General features: G+C 57.3%; 25 protein-coding genes. 8 read left to right on the plus strand and 17 right to left on the minus strand.

Annotated features, from left to right (window positions below; translation table 11 throughout):
• Positions 1-49: 49 nt before the first annotated feature.
• Genes VB780_RS15685 through VB780_RS15695 form a run of 3 tightly spaced genes read right to left on the minus strand, consistent with a single transcriptional unit; the run spans position 50 to position 968 of the window.
• Positions 50-388, minus strand: a complete 339-nt coding sequence (locus VB780_RS15685; protein ID WP_323352100.1) for a type II toxin-antitoxin system PemK/MazF family toxin — start codon at positions 386-388, stop codon at positions 50-52.
• The gene (locus VB780_RS15690) at positions 360-626 is read right to left on the minus strand and encodes a hypothetical protein (protein WP_323352101.1); all 267 of its coding nucleotides are present in this window, start codon (positions 624-626) and stop codon (positions 360-362) included. Before VB780_RS15690 ends, VB780_RS15685 begins: the two co-directional genes overlap by 29 nt.
• 33 nt (positions 627-659) lie before the next feature.
• Positions 660-968: a (2Fe-2S) ferredoxin domain-containing protein gene (locus VB780_RS15695; protein WP_323352102.1), complete on the minus strand. Its 309-nt coding sequence runs from the start codon at positions 966-968 to the stop codon at positions 660-662.
• Between the two features lie 124 nt (positions 969-1092).
• Here VB780_RS15695 and VB780_RS15700 point away from each other — a divergent pair, with 124 nt between their 5' ends.
• Positions 1093-1317 (plus strand): hypothetical protein, encoded by a 225-nt coding sequence (locus VB780_RS15700; protein ID WP_323352103.1) that lies wholly within the window; start codon positions 1093-1095, stop codon positions 1315-1317.
• Positions 1318-1358: 41 nt separating this feature from the next.
• Here VB780_RS15700 and VB780_RS15705 read toward each other — a convergent pair whose 3' ends face one another.
• From VB780_RS15705 to purS, 3 genes are all read right to left on the minus strand, one after another.
• Positions 1359-1676 carry a hypothetical protein gene (locus VB780_RS15705; protein ID WP_323352104.1) on the minus strand — a complete coding sequence of 106 codons (318 nt, stop codon included), beginning with the start codon at positions 1674-1676 and terminating at the stop codon, positions 1359-1361.
• Between the two features lie 238 nt (positions 1677-1914).
• Entirely contained in the window at positions 1915-2610 is a 696-nt protein-coding gene (purQ, locus tag VB780_RS15710) for a phosphoribosylformylglycinamidine synthase subunit PurQ (RefSeq protein WP_323352105.1), read from the minus strand.
• A gap of 147 nt (positions 2611-2757) precedes the next feature.
• Positions 2758-3021, minus strand: coding sequence for a phosphoribosylformylglycinamidine synthase subunit PurS (purS, locus tag VB780_RS15715; RefSeq protein WP_323352106.1), 264 nt, complete (start codon positions 3019-3021; stop codon positions 2758-2760).
• 97 nt (positions 3022-3118) lie between these two features.
• Here purS and VB780_RS15720 point away from each other — a divergent pair, with 97 nt between their 5' ends.
• Both VB780_RS15720 and VB780_RS15725 read left to right on the plus strand, forming a co-directional pair.
• Positions 3119-3526, plus strand: coding sequence for a Fur family transcriptional regulator (locus VB780_RS15720; protein ID WP_323352107.1), 408 nt, complete (start codon positions 3119-3121; stop codon positions 3524-3526).
• Positions 3527-3537: 11 nt separating this feature from the next.
• Positions 3538-3930 (plus strand): CrcB family protein, encoded by a 393-nt coding sequence (locus VB780_RS15725; protein ID WP_323352108.1) that lies wholly within the window; start codon positions 3538-3540, stop codon positions 3928-3930.
• A gap of 76 nt (positions 3931-4006) precedes the next feature.
• Here the strand turns inward: VB780_RS15725 and crcB are convergent, their stop codons facing one another.
• On the minus strand, positions 4007-4423 hold the full coding sequence (gene crcB, locus VB780_RS15730; RefSeq protein ID WP_323352109.1) for a fluoride efflux transporter CrcB: 417 nt from the start codon (positions 4421-4423) through the stop codon (positions 4007-4009).
• A gap of 204 nt (positions 4424-4627) precedes the next feature.
• On the opposite strand from crcB, the gene VB780_RS15735 reads away from it, so the two are divergent.
• Together VB780_RS15735 and menB are read left to right on the plus strand one after the other, a co-directional pair.
• Positions 4628-5062 (plus strand): DUF2188 domain-containing protein, encoded by a 435-nt coding sequence (locus tag VB780_RS15735; protein ID WP_323352110.1) that lies wholly within the window; start codon positions 4628-4630, stop codon positions 5060-5062.
• A 172-nt stretch (positions 5063-5234) separates the two neighbouring features.
• On the plus strand, positions 5235-6068 hold the full coding sequence (gene menB, locus VB780_RS15740) for a 1,4-dihydroxy-2-naphthoyl-CoA synthase (protein WP_323352111.1): 834 nt from the start codon (positions 5235-5237) through the stop codon (positions 6066-6068).
• Between the two features lie 65 nt (positions 6069-6133).
• Here the strand turns inward: menB and VB780_RS15745 are convergent, their stop codons facing one another.
• A complete protein-coding gene (locus VB780_RS15745) occupies positions 6134-6703 on the minus strand; it encodes a type 1 glutamine amidotransferase domain-containing protein (RefSeq protein WP_323352112.1) in 570 nt (189 codons plus the stop codon).
• A 275-nt stretch (positions 6704-6978) separates the two neighbouring features.
• Between VB780_RS15745 and VB780_RS15750 the strand changes: the two genes are divergently transcribed.
• Complete coding sequence (locus VB780_RS15750; protein ID WP_323352113.1) at positions 6979-7689, plus strand: DUF4336 domain-containing protein; 711 nt, start codon at positions 6979-6981, stop codon at positions 7687-7689.
• A 113-nt stretch (positions 7690-7802) separates the two neighbouring features.
• Positions 7803-8702, plus strand: coding sequence for a mechanosensitive ion channel family protein (locus VB780_RS15755; RefSeq protein WP_323352114.1), 900 nt, complete (start codon positions 7803-7805; stop codon positions 8700-8702).
• Between the two features lie 116 nt (positions 8703-8818).
• Here the strand turns inward: VB780_RS15755 and VB780_RS15760 are convergent, their stop codons facing one another.
• The 6 genes from VB780_RS15760 to VB780_RS15785 form a co-directional block, all read right to left on the minus strand.
• Positions 8819-9247 carry a hemerythrin family protein gene (locus VB780_RS15760; RefSeq protein WP_323352115.1) on the minus strand — a complete coding sequence of 143 codons (429 nt, stop codon included), beginning with the start codon at positions 9245-9247 and terminating at the stop codon, positions 8819-8821.
• A gap of 43 nt (positions 9248-9290) precedes the next feature.
• On the minus strand, positions 9291-9497 hold the full coding sequence (locus tag VB780_RS15765; protein WP_323352116.1) for a hypothetical protein: 207 nt from the start codon (positions 9495-9497) through the stop codon (positions 9291-9293).
• A gap of 2 nt (positions 9498-9499) precedes the next feature.
• Positions 9500-10366 carry a DUF4388 domain-containing protein gene (locus tag VB780_RS15770; RefSeq protein ID WP_323352117.1) on the minus strand — a complete coding sequence of 289 codons (867 nt, stop codon included), beginning with the start codon at positions 10364-10366 and terminating at the stop codon, positions 9500-9502.
• Between the two features lie 166 nt (positions 10367-10532).
• Entirely contained in the window at positions 10533-11081 is a 549-nt protein-coding gene (locus tag VB780_RS15775; RefSeq protein WP_323352118.1) for a GTP-binding protein, read from the minus strand.
• A 139-nt stretch (positions 11082-11220) separates the two neighbouring features.
• Positions 11221-11592: a roadblock/LC7 domain-containing protein gene (locus VB780_RS15780; protein WP_323352119.1), complete on the minus strand. Its 372-nt coding sequence runs from the start codon at positions 11590-11592 to the stop codon at positions 11221-11223.
• A 78-nt stretch (positions 11593-11670) separates the two neighbouring features.
• Positions 11671-12225: a protoglobin domain-containing protein gene (locus tag VB780_RS15785; protein WP_323352120.1), complete on the minus strand. Its 555-nt coding sequence runs from the start codon at positions 12223-12225 to the stop codon at positions 11671-11673.
• A 681-nt stretch (positions 12226-12906) separates the two neighbouring features.
• Between VB780_RS15785 and deoC the strand changes: the two genes are divergently transcribed.
• Positions 12907-13602, plus strand: coding sequence for a deoxyribose-phosphate aldolase (gene deoC, locus VB780_RS15790; RefSeq protein ID WP_323352121.1), 696 nt, complete (start codon positions 12907-12909; stop codon positions 13600-13602).
• 45 nt (positions 13603-13647) lie between these two features.
• Here deoC and VB780_RS15795 read toward each other — a convergent pair whose 3' ends face one another.
• From VB780_RS15795 to VB780_RS15805, 3 genes are all read right to left on the minus strand, one after another.
• Positions 13648-13968, minus strand: a complete 321-nt coding sequence (locus tag VB780_RS15795) for a hypothetical protein (protein WP_323352122.1) — start codon at positions 13966-13968, stop codon at positions 13648-13650.
• A 166-nt stretch (positions 13969-14134) separates the two neighbouring features.
• A complete protein-coding gene (locus VB780_RS15800; protein ID WP_323352123.1) occupies positions 14135-15472 on the minus strand; it encodes a ferric reductase-like transmembrane domain-containing protein in 1338 nt (445 codons plus the stop codon).
• Positions 15473-15546: 74 nt separating this feature from the next.
• The gene (locus VB780_RS15805) at positions 15547-16443 is read right to left on the minus strand and encodes an SMP-30/gluconolactonase/LRE family protein (protein ID WP_323352125.1); all 897 of its coding nucleotides are present in this window, start codon (positions 16441-16443) and stop codon (positions 15547-15549) included.
• Between the last annotated feature and the right edge of the window lie 126 nt (positions 16444-16569).

A 16569-nucleotide genomic window follows, 5' to 3' on the forward strand; every position in this document is an offset into this window, starting at 1 on the left:
TAGGGTGGATTCGCGGCCCATCAGCCCTGGTTAATCACCCCAGAGAGGATCAATAATCGCTCCCAATATCCAAAGCAAAGCGAATAGCAGCCCGAATTTCCTCTAGCGTAGGTGAAGGTAGATCGCCGAGCTTGCGTTCTAGTCTTGCCGTTGGCACAGAGCCAATACCTTGAACATTGGCAAAAGAGTCACGGTTTAGAAAAGACAGTTTAGGCAAAGCCACCTCATAAGCGCTACCTCTGTACTGAGTTGTCAGAGGCACATAAATAACCAAGACTCTCGGTGGGTTAGGATCCAGACGAGAAACAATCACAACGGGCCGGGTTTTAGCCGCAAGCCCTAGGTCAGCCAACCAGACTTCACCAGGTTTCAGATTCATCTGACTCATCGAGCAAATTTAGCACCTCTTGTTCTACAGCCCGCGATCGCATCAACTCTACCGGAATACCTTGATCCGCCAATTGAATAATCTCCCAGATAAATCGGCGTACCTGATCGGCAATCTCAGGTTCCCACTGACCTAGCTTGGTATCGAGCTGTTCAACGATAGTGTCCATAAACGCTTCTACCGACTGGGTAAAGTAAGCATCGCTATTCATCAAATTATAGGGTTGCTCATCAGCCATCAGCCAATAGACTGTTTGGCTGCAAGGCAACGCTTACGGTGCCGATGTGTCTAGGTCTACAGAGTGAAAGCGCGGATGGAGGCGATCGCGCACCAGTTCCCCTTTCCCTAAATGTTCTTCGACAATTCGCGGCACATCTTCCGGGGTGACCCGGCAGTACCAGGTATTGCCGGGCATCACCTTCACCGTAGGCCCAGCGCTGCACTGGCCCATGCAGTCGCTCTCAGCCACCAAAATGTTGGGGCTCTGGTGCTGCTCAAACGCCGCCAGTACCGCCGCTGAACCGCCGCGATCGCACGATCGATGCCGACAGACCTGCACTAGCCAGCGATTAGAAACCACAGATAGATGTCCCTCTCCAGCAAGCGGCTTAACGTTAAAAGCGTAGTTATATCGATGATTGTGAGGCAATTAGCTCGCAAAGCAATCAGTCTAATGGGCCATGGTACGGGGTATAAAGATTTTTTTGGCAACAATTATTGTCCTGGGGCTGCTGTTTGCTGCCCTGCCAGCCTTTTTGCAAGTGCTCGACGTGCCTGCCTTTAGCGTCGGCAACGAGCCGTTTTTGCTCTTAAGCTGGCGCAACGACGCCAATGGCACCGGCATTCGCTTTAGCCTTCTGCCCTTTTGCCTGCTGGCTCTCGGGATAGGCCTGATCTCCTACGGGCTTAAACGGCAGTCTCCCCAGTAGAGCCTCCCAATAGAGCCACAGTATGGCGTTGGCCAGCCGTCTTAGGGGCTGGGCCGAGAGCAAGGCCCGCAGGCCGTCAGCAGCTCGTTTACCCAGAGTGTATCGATCGCCGCCTGAAGCCGCCGCTGCTGCTGGTGAAGATTTTGAGGGCCAAGGCAGGGCTGCAAGCGCGCCACCAGCCCATCGGCCTCGTCGATTAAAAAATTGAGCAACGGCTCTGCTTCGGCCCGCTGCAAAATTTCGCCCATACGCTCGGCAGCCGCCTGATCGAGGGTGGGGCGCAGAGCAAGCTGGCAATATTCGTAGACCGTGGGGCGGTAGGCCAGGGCGCTACCGAGCCATTCGTCAGAGTCTGGCATGGGGATTCTCCTACAGCCATTGGCCCAAGCCGCTTGGCCCAGGGTTTGATCAAACAAAACAGCAACGAGTTACCGCTGTGGGCAACCCACAAAGCGCCAACTCTGGCCCATGACGATACCCAGGCCAAAGTTGGTTCCTTGAGGGTTAAGTGTACCCATCTGCACCGTCGTGACAAGGGTTTTGGTGAAGTTTATGCCCTGAGCAGCAGATCTGTTTGAAGGAATGACGAAGCCTGCCCTAGGCCGCTACTAGCGATCGCACCAAACCCTCAAACAGCGGCAGCCCATCCACCCCGCCCAGCAACGCATCGGCGGCCCGCTCGGGGTGGGGCATCAGACCCAGCACGTTGCCCGCTCGGTTGCAGATACCCGCAATATTGTCTAGAGAGCCGTTGGGGTTGGATGCCTCATCCATAGACCCATCCGGGCCACTGTAGCGAAACACAATTTGCCGGTTGGCCTCTAGCTCAGCCAGGGTGGCCTCGTCGGCGTAGTAGCAGCCCTCACCGTGGGCGATGGGCAGGGTAATCACCTGGCCCGCAGAATAATTCGATGTCCACAGTAGGTCGGTGCGCTCGACTTTGAGGGGCACGCGATCGCAGATAAACCGCATATCCCGATTGCGCACCAGCGCCCCCGGCAGCAGCCCCACCTCGGTCAAAATCTGGAAGCCGTTGCAGATGCCCAGCACTGGCTTGCCCGCCTTGGCATGGGCCACCGTGGCCTGCATGGCGGGCGAAAAGCGGGCGATCGCCCCGCACCGCAGATAGTCGCCGTAGCTAAAGCCCCCTGGCACCACCACCACATCCACATCGCCCAGGTCGCTGTCTTCATGCCAGACCATGCGGGTGGGCTGAGCGAGAATATCGCGGGTGACGTAGGCCACATCGCGATCGCAGTTAGCTCCGGGGAAGACGATGACGGCGAATTTCATGGTGAGGAGGGTGGATAGGAGGGGATAGGGAAGATGGGGGGATGAGGGGATGAATTCAAAATTGAGAATTCAAAATTTTGTTCGTGCAGTGTCTCAGGAGACGAAACTTTGAATTTTGCACTCCCCTTCCTCACCCCCTCACTTTCCTCACGCCGTCGCCAGGGTTTGCAGTTCGAACCGATAGTTCTCAATCACCGGGTTAGCCAAGAGCTGATCGCACATGCGATCGAGTTGCTGGCTGGCGGCGGCTTCATCCTCAGCCTCCAGCGTTAGCTCAATGTATTTGCCAATGCGAATCGGGCCAACGTTGGTGTAGCCCATATGGGCCAGCCCAGACTGCACCGCCGTGCCCGCCGGGTCGAGTACCGAGGGGCGCAGGGTGACGTAGATGCGGGCGCTGTAGTGGGGCACGGCTGACTCCGGTGACGGGGAAAATCACAATAATTGGCACCCCTCATCCTACCGTATCAACCGATTGATAAAATTGAGTCAGTACAAGTGAGCCAGCATGGTACGACGCACCCGCAGCCAAGAGAAAGTTTTGACCGTTCTAAAGGGGTTGAGTAAGCCAATTTCGGCCCAAGATCTCTACGTTGAAATGCGGCAAGACGGCAACACCACGGGGCTTGCCACCGTTTACCGAGCGCTCGACGCCCTCAAGCTGGAGGGGGCGGTGCAAATGCGCACTCTGCCCTCGGGCGAAGCGCTCTACAGCCTGCCCCAAGAAGACCGCCACCACCTCACCTGCCTTCAGTGCGGCAACACCATCGCCATTGACCAGTGCCCCGTCCACGACCTAGAGAAACAGCTGCACAAGGCCCACGAGTTCAAAATTTTCTACCACACCCTAGAGTTCTTCGGCCTCTGTCCCCGTTGCCAGGGCAGCCTATCCACCACCGAAGCATCGGTCTCCTGAGGCTGCGGTCAATGGATTGGACTCCGGTTTCTATCAGTGCAGGTGCAGTTGTGGGTGCCCTAGGACGCTACTACGCCAACCAGTTTTGGGTGGCCTTCCAGGGCACTGGCTTTCCCTACGGCACGCTGTTTGTCAATTTGACCGGTGCCCTGGGGATTGGGTTTGCGGCCACCGTGCTAGAGCAGGGGTTGCACTCATCCCCTCCGCTAACCAATGTTCTGTTGGTGGGTTTTTTCGGAGCCTACACCACGTTTTCTACCTATGTTCTAGATATCGACAATCTGCGGCGGGTGAAGGCCCATGGGGTGGTTTTGCTCTACGGCCTGGGTAGCCCAGTGCTGGGGTTTGTGTTAGTTGAACTGGGTCGGCTACTGGCACTGGGCTTTTTAGGCTTCACCCCGTAGGTCTGTGGGTGTGGAGAGAATCCCTAGACCATCTCTACTGGTTAGGATCACCGTGCTGTGTTGAATCCAAGATATCTCAATCGCCGGACTGACCTTCGGGGTGGACTTTTTGGCCCAGGGCCATGCCGCTCCACAGACACAGCAGCCCCAGCAGAGGGCTACCCACCCAGTAGATTCCGTCTAGCCACCCCTGGTGCATTGCCGTCAGATGGGCCACATCTAACTCATAGGATGAAAAGGTGGTGAACGCGCCGATGAACCCCGTCACCACCATGAGTCTGAGTTCGGGGCTGACGGGCCCTTTTTTTAGGGTCAGGGTCAAAAAGAGGCCTAGCAAAAAACAGCCCAGCAGGTTGACGCCCAGGGTGCCTATAGGGAAGTCGGGCATTCCTGCCATGGTGGCTAAGCCCTTGCCGAGATAGTACCGACTCAATGCCCCAGGGATCGCCCCGAGGGCTACGGCGATGGGGGCTCTTAACCCAGGTGAGACCATAACCGGCTGATCCTTCAAGGCGGTTGGCAGTCAACGGCAGTCTTCCATAAGGATGCTGCCTAAACTTAATCGTAGCGATCGCGATCGCCCCCCCACCTCAGCCGTAGTAATCACCCGAAAAAAGTCATGCTCCAGACAGGTGAAGTTTGTTTGCAGCGGCGCAACCCTGTAGACAGGTAAACATTTGCAGGCTTTGCAGGAAAAATGCCCTGGACCTACGACGACTATCCAACCTCCCTGAAAAATCTGACCGCTGAGGTGCGGCGCAAGGCGATTGATATTGCCAATGCCCTGCTGGAGGATGGCTATGGGGACGGTCGGGCGATCGCGATCGCCACTGCCCAGGCCGAAAAGTGGGCCAAACGCCGCGATAAACAAATTGCCAAGAAAAATACTGGCGGCACCACGGGGCAGGCCGTGGCTGCCGACGCTGAAAAAGGCGATGGAGACTCCATTCACGTCTTTGCCGACCCAGAAGAGTCAGGTTGGATTGCCACCCAGGGCCAAAAGCGAGTCGCCCAGGGCCGCACAAAAGCCGATGTGGTAGAGAAAGCGAAAGAAAAAGCCAAAGCCCAAAAGACAGAACTCTGCATCCACAACCAGCAGGGCGATCTGATCGAAGAACGGGACTATTCCTAACGTCTCTGCTTCAGTATGGAAGCTTCGCACCTATTACAAATAGGGATCACGTATGCAAATTTCATTTCCTGCCTGACTTGCTGCGGATGCAGAACTGAGGCTTATTGACATTCTGGTTTCTGTTTCCCCAGTGTGAGAGGCTAGAAGCCTGTGTTAACTGGACGATCGCCCTATGCAGGTTGACTGGCAAGACGTAAAACCCTACGACGACATCATCTACCAAAAGGCCGATGGCATCGCCAAAATCACCATCAACCGGCCCCACAAGCGCAACGCCTTTCGCCCCAAAACCATCGTCGAGCTGTACGAAGCCTTCTCCAACGCCCGCGAGGACAGCCGCATTGGGGTGGTGCTGCTCACCGGGACTGGCCCCCACACCGACGGCAAATACGCCTTTTGCTCGGGCGGCGACCAGAGCGTGCGCGGCCACGGCGGTTATGTGGACGAGGGCGGCGTCCCTCGGCTCAACGTGCTCGACTTGCAGCGGCTAATTCGATCGATGCCCAAGGTGGTGATTGCGCTAGTGGCGGGCTATGCGATCGGGGGCGGCCACGTGCTGCACGTGGTGTGCGACCTCACCATTGCGGCCGATAACGCGATTTTTGGCCAAACTGGCCCCAAAGTGGGCAGTTTTGACGGCGGCTTTGGGGCCAGCTACCTATCCCGCATGGTGGGCCAAAAGAAAGCCCGCGAAATCTGGTACCTGTGTCGCCAGTACAGCGCCCAGGAAGCCTTGGATATGGGCATGGTGAACTGCGTCGTGCCTGTGGATCAGCTCGAAGCCGAAGGGGTGCAGTGGGCGCAGGAGATTCTGCAAAAAAGCCCGATCGCCATTCGCTGCCTCAAGTCGGCCTTTAACGCCGACTGTGACGGCCAGGCGGGGCTGCAAGAGCTAGCGGGCAACGCTACTTTGCTCTACTACATGACCGAAGAAGGCTCCGAGGGCAGGCAGGCGTTTTTAGAGAAGCGATCGCCAGATTTTCGCCAATATCCCTGGCTGCCCTAGGGGAGTGGATGGGTGAGGTCGCATGATGCTGAGAGCAATTGAGCGAGATCTTTGGGTGGCCAAATTTAGACCGACCGAGCCTGGGCAAGATGTTTGCCCTCGCAAAATTCCTCGACTATTTTGCTGTTGAAGGCGGGCAAATCTTTTGGGTTGCGGCTGGTGACTAACCCTTGATCGACAACCACCTCTTGATCGACCCATGTGGCCCCGGCATTGCGCAGGTCGGTCTTTAATGACGGCCAGGAGGTTAGAGTGCGACCCTTGACCACATCGGCTTCAATCAACGTCCATGGCCCGTGGCAAATGGCGGCGACGGGTTTGCTGGCGGCAAAAAATTCTCTGACAAATTGAACGGCTTGACTGTTGGTGCGGAGCTGATCTGGGTTGAAGTGCCCGCCCGGTAGCACCAGGGCATCGTAGTCGCTGGCGCTGACCTGGTCAAGGGTGCAATCGACCGGTATCTTGTCGCCTTTGTCCTGGTGATTCCAGCCTTGAATTGAGTCACCCTCGGGGGCGACGACATGCACCTGGGCACCGGCTTGCTCTAGGGCTTGTTTGGGGTCAGTTAGCTCAACTTGCTCAAAGCCATCGGTGGCTAAAATTGCCACTTTGCGGTTGGTTAGTTCTTGGGTCATGCTGATTCTCCTTAACGATCTATCTATGGCTAGCGATTTCGATGTTTAGAGCAGTGGCAACCCCAGCAGGTTAGAACGCTTGGTCAGAGGGGCTGGGCGGTTGCCAGGCAACTCATCGCCTCAGTCTTGGCGATGGGCAGTTGTAGTCTGAGTTCGCTAGCGCTATAGTCTCAGCTTAGGCAGCCAGGCTAGAGGCAGCGTCTAGCCATGGGCGGAGTTGATCAAGTGAGGTGCGTGTAGCGGGTAGATGAGGGGTTCTGTTTAGCTGTTAAATCATGCTCAGAGCAATTGATCGAAATCTTTGGGTGGCCGAGCAGCCGCTGCGGTATTTTGGGTTGAGCATTGGCACCCGCATGACGGTGATTCGCCTAGCCAGGAATGAATTGGTTATCATTTCACCAATTCAGGTGGGTGATGACCTGGTGGGTGAGCTAGATGAGCTGGGGACGGTTAGACATATTATTGCGCCCAACCTCTATCACTATCTATTTGCACCAGAGTTCAAAGCGGCGTACCCAGCGGCGACGTTTTGGGCTACGGCGGGGCTAAGGGCAAAGCAGCCAGGGTTGGCGATCGACCAAGTGATAGAAAGCGGTGCCAGCAGCCCGTGGAATGGGATTGATTGTCTGTTCTTTGACGGATTCAAAACCCTTAGCCCCAGTGGCCCGGATCCGCTGGATGAGTGGATCTTCTTCCATAGCGCTAGCCGTACCCTGATTTTGACGGATACAGCCTTCTTTTTTGATCGGAGCTTTCCTTGGCTGACCCAGCTGGTGACTAGAGTTGGCGGCGGCTACAAAAGCCTCAGCCCGTCATTGCTAGAGCGCATCTCGACTACAGACAAACCAACGGTTAGAGCAGCCGCTCAGCAGGTACTCAAGTGGGATTTTGAGCGGGTGATTATGGCCCATGGCAGCATCGTCGAGCAGGGCGGTAAAGAGCAGTTCAAACGGGGGTACGAGCAGTTTCTAGGATGTTTACTCTAGAGCCATTCAGCCATTTTGCCTGCATTAGGCAAGATCACTGAGGCAGATGACGATCGCGCCCTTCAGTGGTAGCCTGCGAAAGGTTTGTCTCGATAGATTTATTACCCGAAGCCATGAATCCCCTGCTTGAGCGCATCCAGACCAGTTTGCTTGATTTGGTCGGGCAGTTTATTCAGCTTTTGCCAGGGATAGTGGTCGGGCTGGTGCTGGTGGCGTTGACCGGATACGCCGCCAAGGTGGCCCAGCGCCTTGCGCGTAAGATGACCCAGCGGCTGGTACCGAGCCGATCGCTGCAACTACTGGCAGTGCAAGTCGCCCGCATTGGCACCTGGGTGATAGGCATCATTATTGCGGCGGTGATCGCGTTTCCTGACCTGCGGTTGGGCGATATTATTGGCCTGCTGGGGCTGGGTTCGGTGGCGATCGGCTTTGCCTTTCAAGACATTTTTAAGAACTTTTTGGCGGGCATTTTGCTGCTGGTAGAAGAGCCCTTTCGCCTGGGCGACCAGGTGGTCATGAGCGACTACGAGGGTACGGTGGAGGCGATCAAGATTCGCTCGACCCAGCTGCGCACTTACACGGGCGAACTGGTCGAAATTCCCAATTCCATCGTGTTTACCAACCCGGTGCGGGTGCTGACCGCCTTTCGCAGCCGCCGCACCGACCTGGATATTGGGGTCGATTACACCACGCCCCTGCCCCTGGCCAAGCAGACCTTTCTAGCGGTGATCAACCGCGCCGATGGGGTGCTGAGTGACCCGGCCCCCGAGGTCGATGTGGTGGGCTTTGGCGAGAGCTCGATCGACTTTAAGGTGCGCTACTGGACAACGCCGCAGATTGCCGAGGTGCGGCGGGTTAAATCGCGGGTGGCGATCGCCCTCAAGGCCGCCTGCGACGAGGCCGGAATTTCGATTCCCTACCCGATTCGCACGGTGCATATGTTTGACCAAACCGAGTTCAACGAAAGCCAGCGCTTGACCAACGGCGCTGGGGCTGGGGATGCTTCGAGCTAGAGAGGGTGGGGGCGTAGCATGCTACGCCCCTACGGGATTCCTGATGATGAATCGGGGTTTCCCAAATCGGATTTTGGATTAGATCTCAGGTTGGCTAGAGCAAACCGCGTTTGCCCCTACGCGGGCGCTGAATTGCGGATGCAGCGCCCGATGTGGGTGTCGATTTTGAGAATGTGGCTGGTCAGCCAGTCCACCAGTTTTTCGTAGATCTCTAAGGCAACGGTGTCGCTGGCCTCGCTGGCTTTGTACTGGTCGTGCAGGTGGCCAAAGGTGCTGATGAAGGTGGCATGGGCCTGCTGGTTGACCTCGGCGATCGGGCATTTGTGCTTGGCGGCACAGGCTTCTTCGTGCTCGAAGTGCCACTCGGCGTAGAACTTGAGAAAGGCAAAGAGTTTTTTGATGGCGGTACTGCCTTTTTGATGGGCGATCGCCAATCCCAGATCATTCACCGCAGCGATCAGCTCCTTGTGGTGGGCGTCGATCATCGGTACGCCGGTGCTGAGGGAGTCATCCCAGGTGAAGGTTTGGAGGGTGGTGGGATTCATGGAGAGATGGAGAGGTTTTGAATTGGGGCGTCGAACTGGGAATTTAAAATTTGTCTTTTGCTGCTTCATGGTTCGCCATTAGCAGCGGTACGAGGGTAGCCAGCCAAAGACCGAGGGCGGTGTCGTAGGGCAGCGTGAGCCAGAGCCAGAGCCAGAGGGTAAGGGCGAGGCCGGGGGGGCTAGTGAGTAGGTCGGCGAGTTTGAGCAGGCCGAGAAATCCTTGCAGCAGTAGGAGGGCGTCTTGGGTCATAGCTATACCTTGCCTTTGAGAAAGCCGACTAGGTTTTGTAGAAACGATTGGCTGATCGGGGCGGCACCGGCAGTGGTGCCTGGGATGGGGCTGTGAGCTAGCGCTTCGGGCTCGTCCAAGTCAAAGGAGGACGCGGGGGGCGCGGTTATCAAGGGCATTTCTTCGGCTAGGCCGGTCACAATCAGGCGAAAGGCGATCTGCTGGGTCTTGGCCACGGGCAGGTTGAGCTGCTGGGCGATGTCCTTAATGGCCATGGTGCCGTTGGTAAACTCCCACACCTGCCATTCGTTGGGGTTGAGGCGCAGGTTGGGCTTGCTCTCGACTACGCTGACCAGCGCTGAGGAGGGGTCGGGCAGTTTTTCGTCAAGGGCGGCCCAGTCTTTGAGGGCGCGCAGCCCGGCCAGGGTGACATCGGTGGCGGTGGCAATCAGGCCAGTCATTTCGGCGGAGGGCAGCGGGGCCTTGGGGTCAAACTGAAACCAGCCGTCGGTCAGGGCAAACAGGGCGCACACCTGGCGCATTACCTGGGTGTAGAACAGCAGCTTGAGCTGTTCGGCGGTAAGCACCCCCTGATTTTTAAGGCACAGCCCCAGGGGGGTCTGAATCTGGCAGCTTTGAGCCAGCCGAGAGACGGCGCGATCGCCCATCCAGCCCCGCTGGGCGATCAGCCGCATCAGTCCCTGCTGGTCGAGGCTGTTGCCAGCGGCGACAATTTGCCCCTGGCTAAACCAGATATGGTGGTTGTGGCGATCGATGCTGGTTTTGTCGGTGAGGGTGCAAATGGTGAGCAGGCCGGTTTTGTTGCCCTGTTCTAGCAGCTGAAACAGTTCGGGCAGAGAGAAATCGGCGAGGTATCCGGTGACAGTCATGGGTGCTATCCCTTTCTGTGGGCGAGTGGACGGGTGGGGAGCGAGGGGTGGGGAGCGTCGGGGCGTGGGGGAGTTAGGCCGGGGGAGTGACTGTTGTGTACCGGTAGCTTCAGCGTCGCCTCTGTAAATCCCGCATAGTGCTCATCAAAATTTCATGGTCAGATGGCTAAGCAGTGGGGGTTAAACTGCCAGCCCAGGTGTGCTGCACCAGGGCAATTACGGCCTGGGCGACAGAAGCAGTTTCGTTGGCGTTGACGGCCACCACAGGCGGGCGGCGGGCGGGGTTGGGGTAGCCCAAGGCCAGGGCAATGTTGGCGGCATCCCAGGCACCGGGGCAGTCGGTGTGGGTGAGGCCAATGATCATCGGCACGGGCGATCGCTGTTTCATGAACATCATGATGCGGCGGGCCTCGCGAAACTCGTGGGGCCGGTGGGCGGCCACCAGCAAAATGTAGGCGTGGGCCTTTTGAATCAAAATGTCCCACATGAAGTCGAAGCGCGACTGGCCGGGGGTGCCGTAGAGATGCAGTGCCATGTCAGGGCCAAATTGAAGGCGGCCAAAGTCAAAGGCAACGGTGGTGCGCTTTTTAAGCAAGAGGGCGTCGTCGGTGGCGCGGCGATCGGTGTCTACCACCTCAATCTCGCTGACCGATCGAATAAAGGTTGATTTCCCGGCCCCCACGGGGCCGGTGACCACTAAACGCATGATTTCCATGGATGGGCGGAGGCAATGAAGAATAAGGTCAAAGGTCGTGGGGGCACACCACAAATTCGCGCGGGCAGAGAGGTCTGGGGGATGGCAAGGGTGGGAGATCCCCCAGGCCCCCCTTAAAAAGGGGGGTGTTCTGCGGGTACTACATCAAAACGGCTTTTAGATCGGCCAGGGTGCGCTTGATTTCAAGCATCAGCAGGCCCTGCTTTGCCGCCTTGTCGGCCAGCACGAGAAACACGGCGTCTTCGCCGCAGCTGGTGAGAATGCCGTAGCCTTTGTCGCCCTCGACAAAAATGCGATCGATGCCGCCCCGAGCCAGTTCGCTGCCAATGCGATCGCCCAGGGAAAGCATAGCGGCCGACATCGCCGAGACCCGTTCTTCATCCATGCCGCCGGGCAGGGTGGCAGCCAGGGGTAGACCATCCGGGGTGACTACGGCTGCTCCTTGAATATCAGTGGTCGAGGTAACAAAACTCTGTAGAATGTGGGTGAGTTTTTCGGTGCTAATGGCCATGGTAATTCTCTCTGTGGGTAGGGGAAATCAATAAATTGAGCAGGCTTAAAATCAGCAGAAATGTTAGATTGACGAGCGCTACATCGCTCCGGCACCGGTGGCAACCAGGCGTCTGAAGAGACCCTCAGACCAGCCGGTTTCTCTCAGCACCGCAGCTGAGGAAACTTCGATGTAGGCTTGCTCAATAAAGGCCAGATCAACCATGCAAATTTTTGCCAGGGCGTCGCGCAACTGCTGATCTTTGCCGTCGGCTATGGCGCGCTTGCCAGCCTCGTGCACGACCACGGCCATAGCGGGCACCACATGCTGGGGGCCAATGCCAATGCGCACGTGAATCAGGCCAATGCGCCAGCGCCGCTCAGCGTAGGCTTCGCCCCAGTCATCCATGCCGGTAAACATCTCGTGAAACCAGGCCACAAAGGTTTCGCGCAGGCGGTGAATGCGGCCCTCAGACTCGTTGAGAATGGCGCTCATCTCGGCGTCTCGGCCCAGATACTGATAGAAGTAGTCGGCCATTTCTGGGGCGATTTCTAGACCCCAGACGGCATTCGTCTGGAGCACGGTTCTGTCGTCAGCATTGAAGTCAATGCGTGACACCATTTTAGACATGAATTCGTTCGGTTGAAGGCTCATTTAGCTAGTCCTTGAAAGAGGGCTTTGTGTCAACATCCTTGTTTTATCGCGTTAGCCATAGGCATCAACATGGCGTGAATACCTAAGATTTTTAAATCCGGACAATTTGCGGATTTTTGATGAAATAGTTTTTTCTTTTAACTTTGGTGACGATGGTGAAAGGCATACTGTGAAGCAGGGAACCTCCTTATTGCTTAAAGACCGTGCTAGCGATGTATTCAAATAAATAAAGTTTTGTGGTTGACTTAAACAACGCTGAAAGTGTTAATCTCAATTAAGGAATGCTAAAGTCAGTGCTAGAGCGATCGCACTTTAGAAACTCTCAAATTGTTTATTTCGAAATAACCTAAACAGCAGATTTGGTCTGTAGATAAAGGTTGCTTTTTCTCAGATGCCACCAGCTTTCATTAGAGGCAAACTTTCCCTGTCTGCAATTTGAATCGCCCCTCCTTTGTGGGCATGGTTAAGTTGTGTAAAGCTACGGCGGGTTTAGCCCGTGGCCAGAGGGCGTAAATTCACGGAGATAGGCGATACATTTCTTCAAGCATCGGGGTACCGAGGGAGTCGTGGTCTGCCCTATCCCTCGGAAGCGAGTCAGAGCGTTAGGGCAGTCAGAACGCTATATAGTGGGATGCGATCGCAAACCTACACAACCTTTGGCACCTAGAGGCGCTTAGACCCATGGCCCGACGACCAACAGCCGATGACGGGGTAGATCTGGCTCCTTATATAGATCACTCGCTGCTCAGCCCCGTGGCGACCACCGAGCAGGTGGCCCAGTGGTGTGCCGAGGGCGATCGCTACGGTTTTGCGGCGGTGTGTATTGCCCCCAGCCACGTGGCCCAGGCTGTCGATCTCTTGCACAACACCAAAGTTAAAGTCTGTACGGTCATCGGCTTTCCCACCGGGGCGACCACCTCGGCCACCAAGCTCTATGAAGCCCAGGAGGCCGCCGAGCGCGGTGCTGACGAACTCGACGTGGTGATCAATCTAGGCTGGCTCAAAGAGGGCAAAACCGAAGCCATTCACCGCGAAATCGCCACCATCTGCGAAGAGACGGGGCTGCTAGTCAAAGCCATTCTCGAAACCGCCGTGCTCAGCCCGCCAGAGATTGCCCTGGCCGCCGAAGTCTGTATGGATGCCGGGGTCTCATTTCTCAAAACCAGCACTGGCTGGCAGGGCGGTGCCACCGTCGAAGTCGTGCGCCAGCTGTGGGAACTCACCCAGGGACGGGTGGGCATCAAAGCCTCGGGGGGCATTGGCACCGCCGCTCAGGCCGTGGCCCTGGTGCAGGCGGGGGCGACCCGCATCGGCACCTCACGCGGGGTCGAGCTGCTGCGCCAGCAAAAAGAAGAGCCAGCGGCTGAAGGCCTCTAGCTCAAATTATTCTTGATGATGGCACGGGGTTGTGAATGACCCAGGCTAGGCCAGGCTGAGCTTCAAAACGAGCAAGCCCACCAGGGTAACTAGACCGATCGCCCGCCGAAAGTAGTTGACCCCTTCAAACAGTTCTTGCCAGGCCCAGGTAAACCAGGCACCAAAGGCCACCAGATCGGCGGCGGCTTGGGGCAGACCGCCGGAGAGAACCGTTTGTAGCACCGTGGCCGCCACCGCCACCAAAACTATCAGATTGGGCGGTTGACCAATGACGATGTTGCCTGCGTCGTCGCGAAAGATGCGATCGAATAGGGAGGGCGGCTGGGCCTCAGGGGGCTGTAATTCGCGATTGGTTGAAGATGACATTTGCCCGAGTTAGAGAAACGGCTTAGTGCTCATCCTAGGGCTGTGGCTCTCTAGAACGCCTGTACCGAATGTCAGATAAATGCTCTGCGGCTTGGCTGAGGTGAGACTACGATGCCGGCGCTGATGTTGGGCGGCTTTTGGTATACCGCGATCACCCCACTCCCGCCTAGGCCAGGTTGAAGTGCTCCATATGAACGTGGGTGACGGGCACCTCAAGATCAAACAGGGCGCGCTCCACGGCATCCATCATGACAGGCGCGGCACAGGTAAAGTACTGGCGGCTGCCCCGGTGGCGGGGAATATGGCGATCTAGCAGGTCTTTGTCCACATAACCGGTTTCGCCCTCCCAGCCGTCATGGCCTTTGCGCAGCACGTAGACGATGGTGAGATCGATCTTTTCCTTAAGCGCTTCTAAATCTTCGCGGTAGGTAATGTCGTCCCAGCTAGAGGCCGAGTAAATCAGCAAAAAGGGGCGATCGTCCTGGCGTTCGGCGGCGGTGAGCAGGATGCTGTACATGGGGGTGATGCCAACTCCCCCCGCGATCAGCACAAATCCGGCGGTATCCGAGTAAAGCTCGGTGGTAAACACGCCGTAGGGGCCATCGAGGAAGGCCTTGGTGCCGGGCTTGACATGCTTAATTTGACGGGTAAAGTCGCCCAGAGCTTTGATGCCAAACTCAATGCGATCGCGCTGGTCACCATTGGACGACATTGAAAACGGGTGCTCGCGCATGTGTAGCGGTGTCACTCCCAGGGTGAGCCAGGCAAACTGCCCCGGCTCAAAGGTAAAGCCATCGTGGCCGTGGGGGCGCAGGGCCAGGGTCCACACATCGCCCCGCTGCTCGACTACTTCTTCAACCAGGTAGGGGCGCTTGGTCATAATCAGCGGCTTCACCACCCGCACGTAGAGAATTAGCCACAGGGCCACGGCCATAAACCCCGACCACAGCACGATCTGCCAAAACTGACCTAAGTAAAAGCCCACCCCAATGCCGTGGCCAAAGCCCAGCCCCACCGCCAGCACCGCTAGCACCGAGTGGGCCGCCCGCCAAGGCTCGTAGGGAATCTTGAGCGGCTTGCGCCAGATGGTGGTCGCCACCATGGTGCAAAACGCCAGCACGCTCATCACCGCCAGTCGTGCCCGCCACGGTGCCTCAGGGAAGTTGAGTAGCGCTAGGGTTTCGGGCCGGGCGACAAACAAAATCAGCGGGTGAATCACCACCAGGCCAAAGGCCACAATCGAGGTGTAGCGGTGAAACTGAATCAAAATGTCGATGCCGTAGGAGGCCTCAATGCGGTTGACCCGCGCCGCCAGCACAAACTGCAAAGCCATCAGCGCCAGCCCAATAAACCCCAGCGCCACCGAGAACTCAGTCCAAAAACCGCGCGCCGCCGGGGCCGGGTGCAGCAGCAGCGCCGCCATGGGCAGCAAAATAATCACCAGGTAGGCCACAATCCACAGAGCGGCCAGGGCAATGGGGCTTTGCATAAATAGACGGCGCATGGTCAGGCTCCGGGGGTGAAGGCGTAGGGTGGGCACCGCCCACCAGCATTCAAGCCATACTACTGTCAACAGGCTTAAGCTCCAAAGGGGTTGGTGGGCAGACCGGGAACGGGGGCAGCGATCGCAAACACATCCCCCGAATAAAACCCCTGCTGAATCTCCTTTTGACTCAGCCCCACCGAGGCGGTAGTGACGTAGATGGTCGATAAGTTGGGGCCGCCAAAGGTCGGGCAGGTGGGGCGCTGCACGGGCAGTTCAACACGGCCCAGGGCTTGGCCCGTGGGGCTAAAACAGGCCAAGCACCCGCCATTCCACAGGGCCGTCCAGATGTTGCCGTCGCTGTCGATCGCCAGGCCGTCGGGTTCTACGCTTTCGTCTTCGTCGCCTAGGTCAATGGCAACGGTGCGATCGCTAATTTCCCCCGTGGCCCCATCAAACGCATAGGCAAAAATTTTGCGCTGAGGCGAATCGGTTAAATAAAAGGTGTCGCCGTTGGGGCTCCAGCCCAGCCCGTTGGAAATCGTCAGCTCCGTTTCCATGGTTTTTACGGATCCGTCGGGGTTGTAGCGGTACAGTGCCGCCTGACCGGGGTTCTCAGGGCACATAGAGCCGATCCAGAAACGGCCCTGGGGGTCGCACTTGCCGTCGTTAAAGCGGGTACCGGGGGCATCAAACTTAAAGGTATGGAGGGTTTCGACCGTTCCAGAGGTGAGGTCGAGGTGGGTGATGCGATCGCCCATCGCCACCAGCAGCTTCTCGCCCGCCATCAGCGCCATAGCGCTGCCCACATCGCCCACATCCCAGTGGCAGTCGTCGCCGCTGCTGGGCTCAAACACATGCACACGGTGGTTGAGAATATCGACCCAGTAGAGCACTTGTTTGTCGCCGTCCCACAGGGGGCCTTCCCCCAGGCGGGCGCGGGCGTAAAGCACGTTTTGGGCCGATAGCTCAGGCAGAGGGGCAGGGGTCATAGTGGGGCACCGGAATGGTTTACAGCAGCGTCGCACAGCGTGGCTTGGCGCATGCCTATCTAAGGGCAGAGGCCAGCGGTTTACTAGCATTAGCACCGCTGCGTTAAGCGAATGTCAAGGAGCTAG

The organism is Leptolyngbya sp. CCNP1308 (assembly GCF_034932455.1).
Classification (GTDB): Bacteria; Cyanobacteriota; Cyanobacteriia; order Phormidesmidales; family Phormidesmidaceae; genus Nodosilinea.

Bases quoted from the DNA above. Each gene is read 5' to 3' on its own strand.
- VB780_RS15690 (WP_323352101.1), bottom strand. From the start codon at position 626: ATGGCTGATGAGCAACCCTATAATTTGATGAATAGCGATGCTTACTTT.
- VB780_RS15725 (WP_323352108.1), top strand. From the start codon at position 3,538: ATGGATTGGACTCCGGTTTCTATCAGTGCAGGTGCAGTTGTGGGTGCC.
- VB780_RS15800 (WP_323352123.1), bottom strand. From the start codon at position 15,472: ATGCGCCGTCTATTTATGCAAAGCCCCATTGCCCTGGCCGCTCTGTGG.
- menB (WP_323352111.1), top strand. From the start codon at position 5,235: ATGCAGGTTGACTGGCAAGACGTAAAACCCTACGACGACATCATCTAC.
- VB780_RS15760 (WP_323352115.1), bottom strand. From the start codon at position 9,247: ATGAATCCCACCACCCTCCAAACCTTCACCTGGGATGACTCCCTCAGC.
- VB780_RS15720 (WP_323352107.1), top strand. From the start codon at position 3,119: ATGGTACGACGCACCCGCAGCCAAGAGAAAGTTTTGACCGTTCTAAAG.
- VB780_RS15765 (WP_323352116.1), bottom strand. From the start codon at position 9,497: ATGACCCAAGACGCCCTCCTACTGCTGCAAGGATTTCTCGGCCTGCTC.
- VB780_RS15775 (WP_323352118.1), bottom strand. From the start codon at position 11,081: ATGGAAATCATGCGTTTAGTGGTCACCGGCCCCGTGGGGGCCGGGAAA.
- VB780_RS15735 (WP_323352110.1), top strand. From the start codon at position 4,628: ATGCCCTGGACCTACGACGACTATCCAACCTCCCTGAAAAATCTGACC.
- VB780_RS15795 (WP_323352122.1), bottom strand. From the start codon at position 13,968: ATGTCATCTTCAACCAATCGCGAATTACAGCCCCCTGAGGCCCAGCCG.
- VB780_RS15770 (WP_323352117.1), bottom strand. From the start codon at position 10,366: ATGACTGTCACCGGATACCTCGCCGATTTCTCTCTGCCCGAACTGTTT.
- VB780_RS15745 (WP_323352112.1), bottom strand. From the start codon at position 6,703: ATGACCCAAGAACTAACCAACCGCAAAGTGGCAATTTTAGCCACCGAT.
- VB780_RS15705 (WP_323352104.1), bottom strand. From the start codon at position 1,676: ATGCCAGACTCTGACGAATGGCTCGGTAGCGCCCTGGCCTACCGCCCC.
- deoC (WP_323352121.1), top strand. From the start codon at position 12,907: ATGGCCCGACGACCAACAGCCGATGACGGGGTAGATCTGGCTCCTTAT.
- VB780_RS15805 (WP_323352125.1), bottom strand. From the start codon at position 16,443: ATGACCCCTGCCCCTCTGCCTGAGCTATCGGCCCAAAACGTGCTTTAC.
- VB780_RS15755 (WP_323352114.1), top strand. From the start codon at position 7,803: ATGAATCCCCTGCTTGAGCGCATCCAGACCAGTTTGCTTGATTTGGTC.
- VB780_RS15685 (WP_323352100.1), bottom strand. From the start codon at position 388: ATGAGTCAGATGAATCTGAAACCTGGTGAAGTCTGGTTGGCTGACCTA.
- purQ (WP_323352105.1), bottom strand. From the start codon at position 2,610: ATGAAATTCGCCGTCATCGTCTTCCCCGGAGCTAACTGCGATCGCGAT.
- crcB (WP_323352109.1), bottom strand. From the start codon at position 4,423: ATGGTCTCACCTGGGTTAAGAGCCCCCATCGCCGTAGCCCTCGGGGCG.
- VB780_RS15750 (WP_323352113.1), top strand. From the start codon at position 6,979: ATGCTCAGAGCAATTGATCGAAATCTTTGGGTGGCCGAGCAGCCGCTG.
- VB780_RS15785 (WP_323352120.1), bottom strand. From the start codon at position 12,225: ATGAGCCTTCAACCGAACGAATTCATGTCTAAAATGGTGTCACGCATT.
- VB780_RS15780 (WP_323352119.1), bottom strand. From the start codon at position 11,592: ATGGCCATTAGCACCGAAAAACTCACCCACATTCTACAGAGTTTTGTT.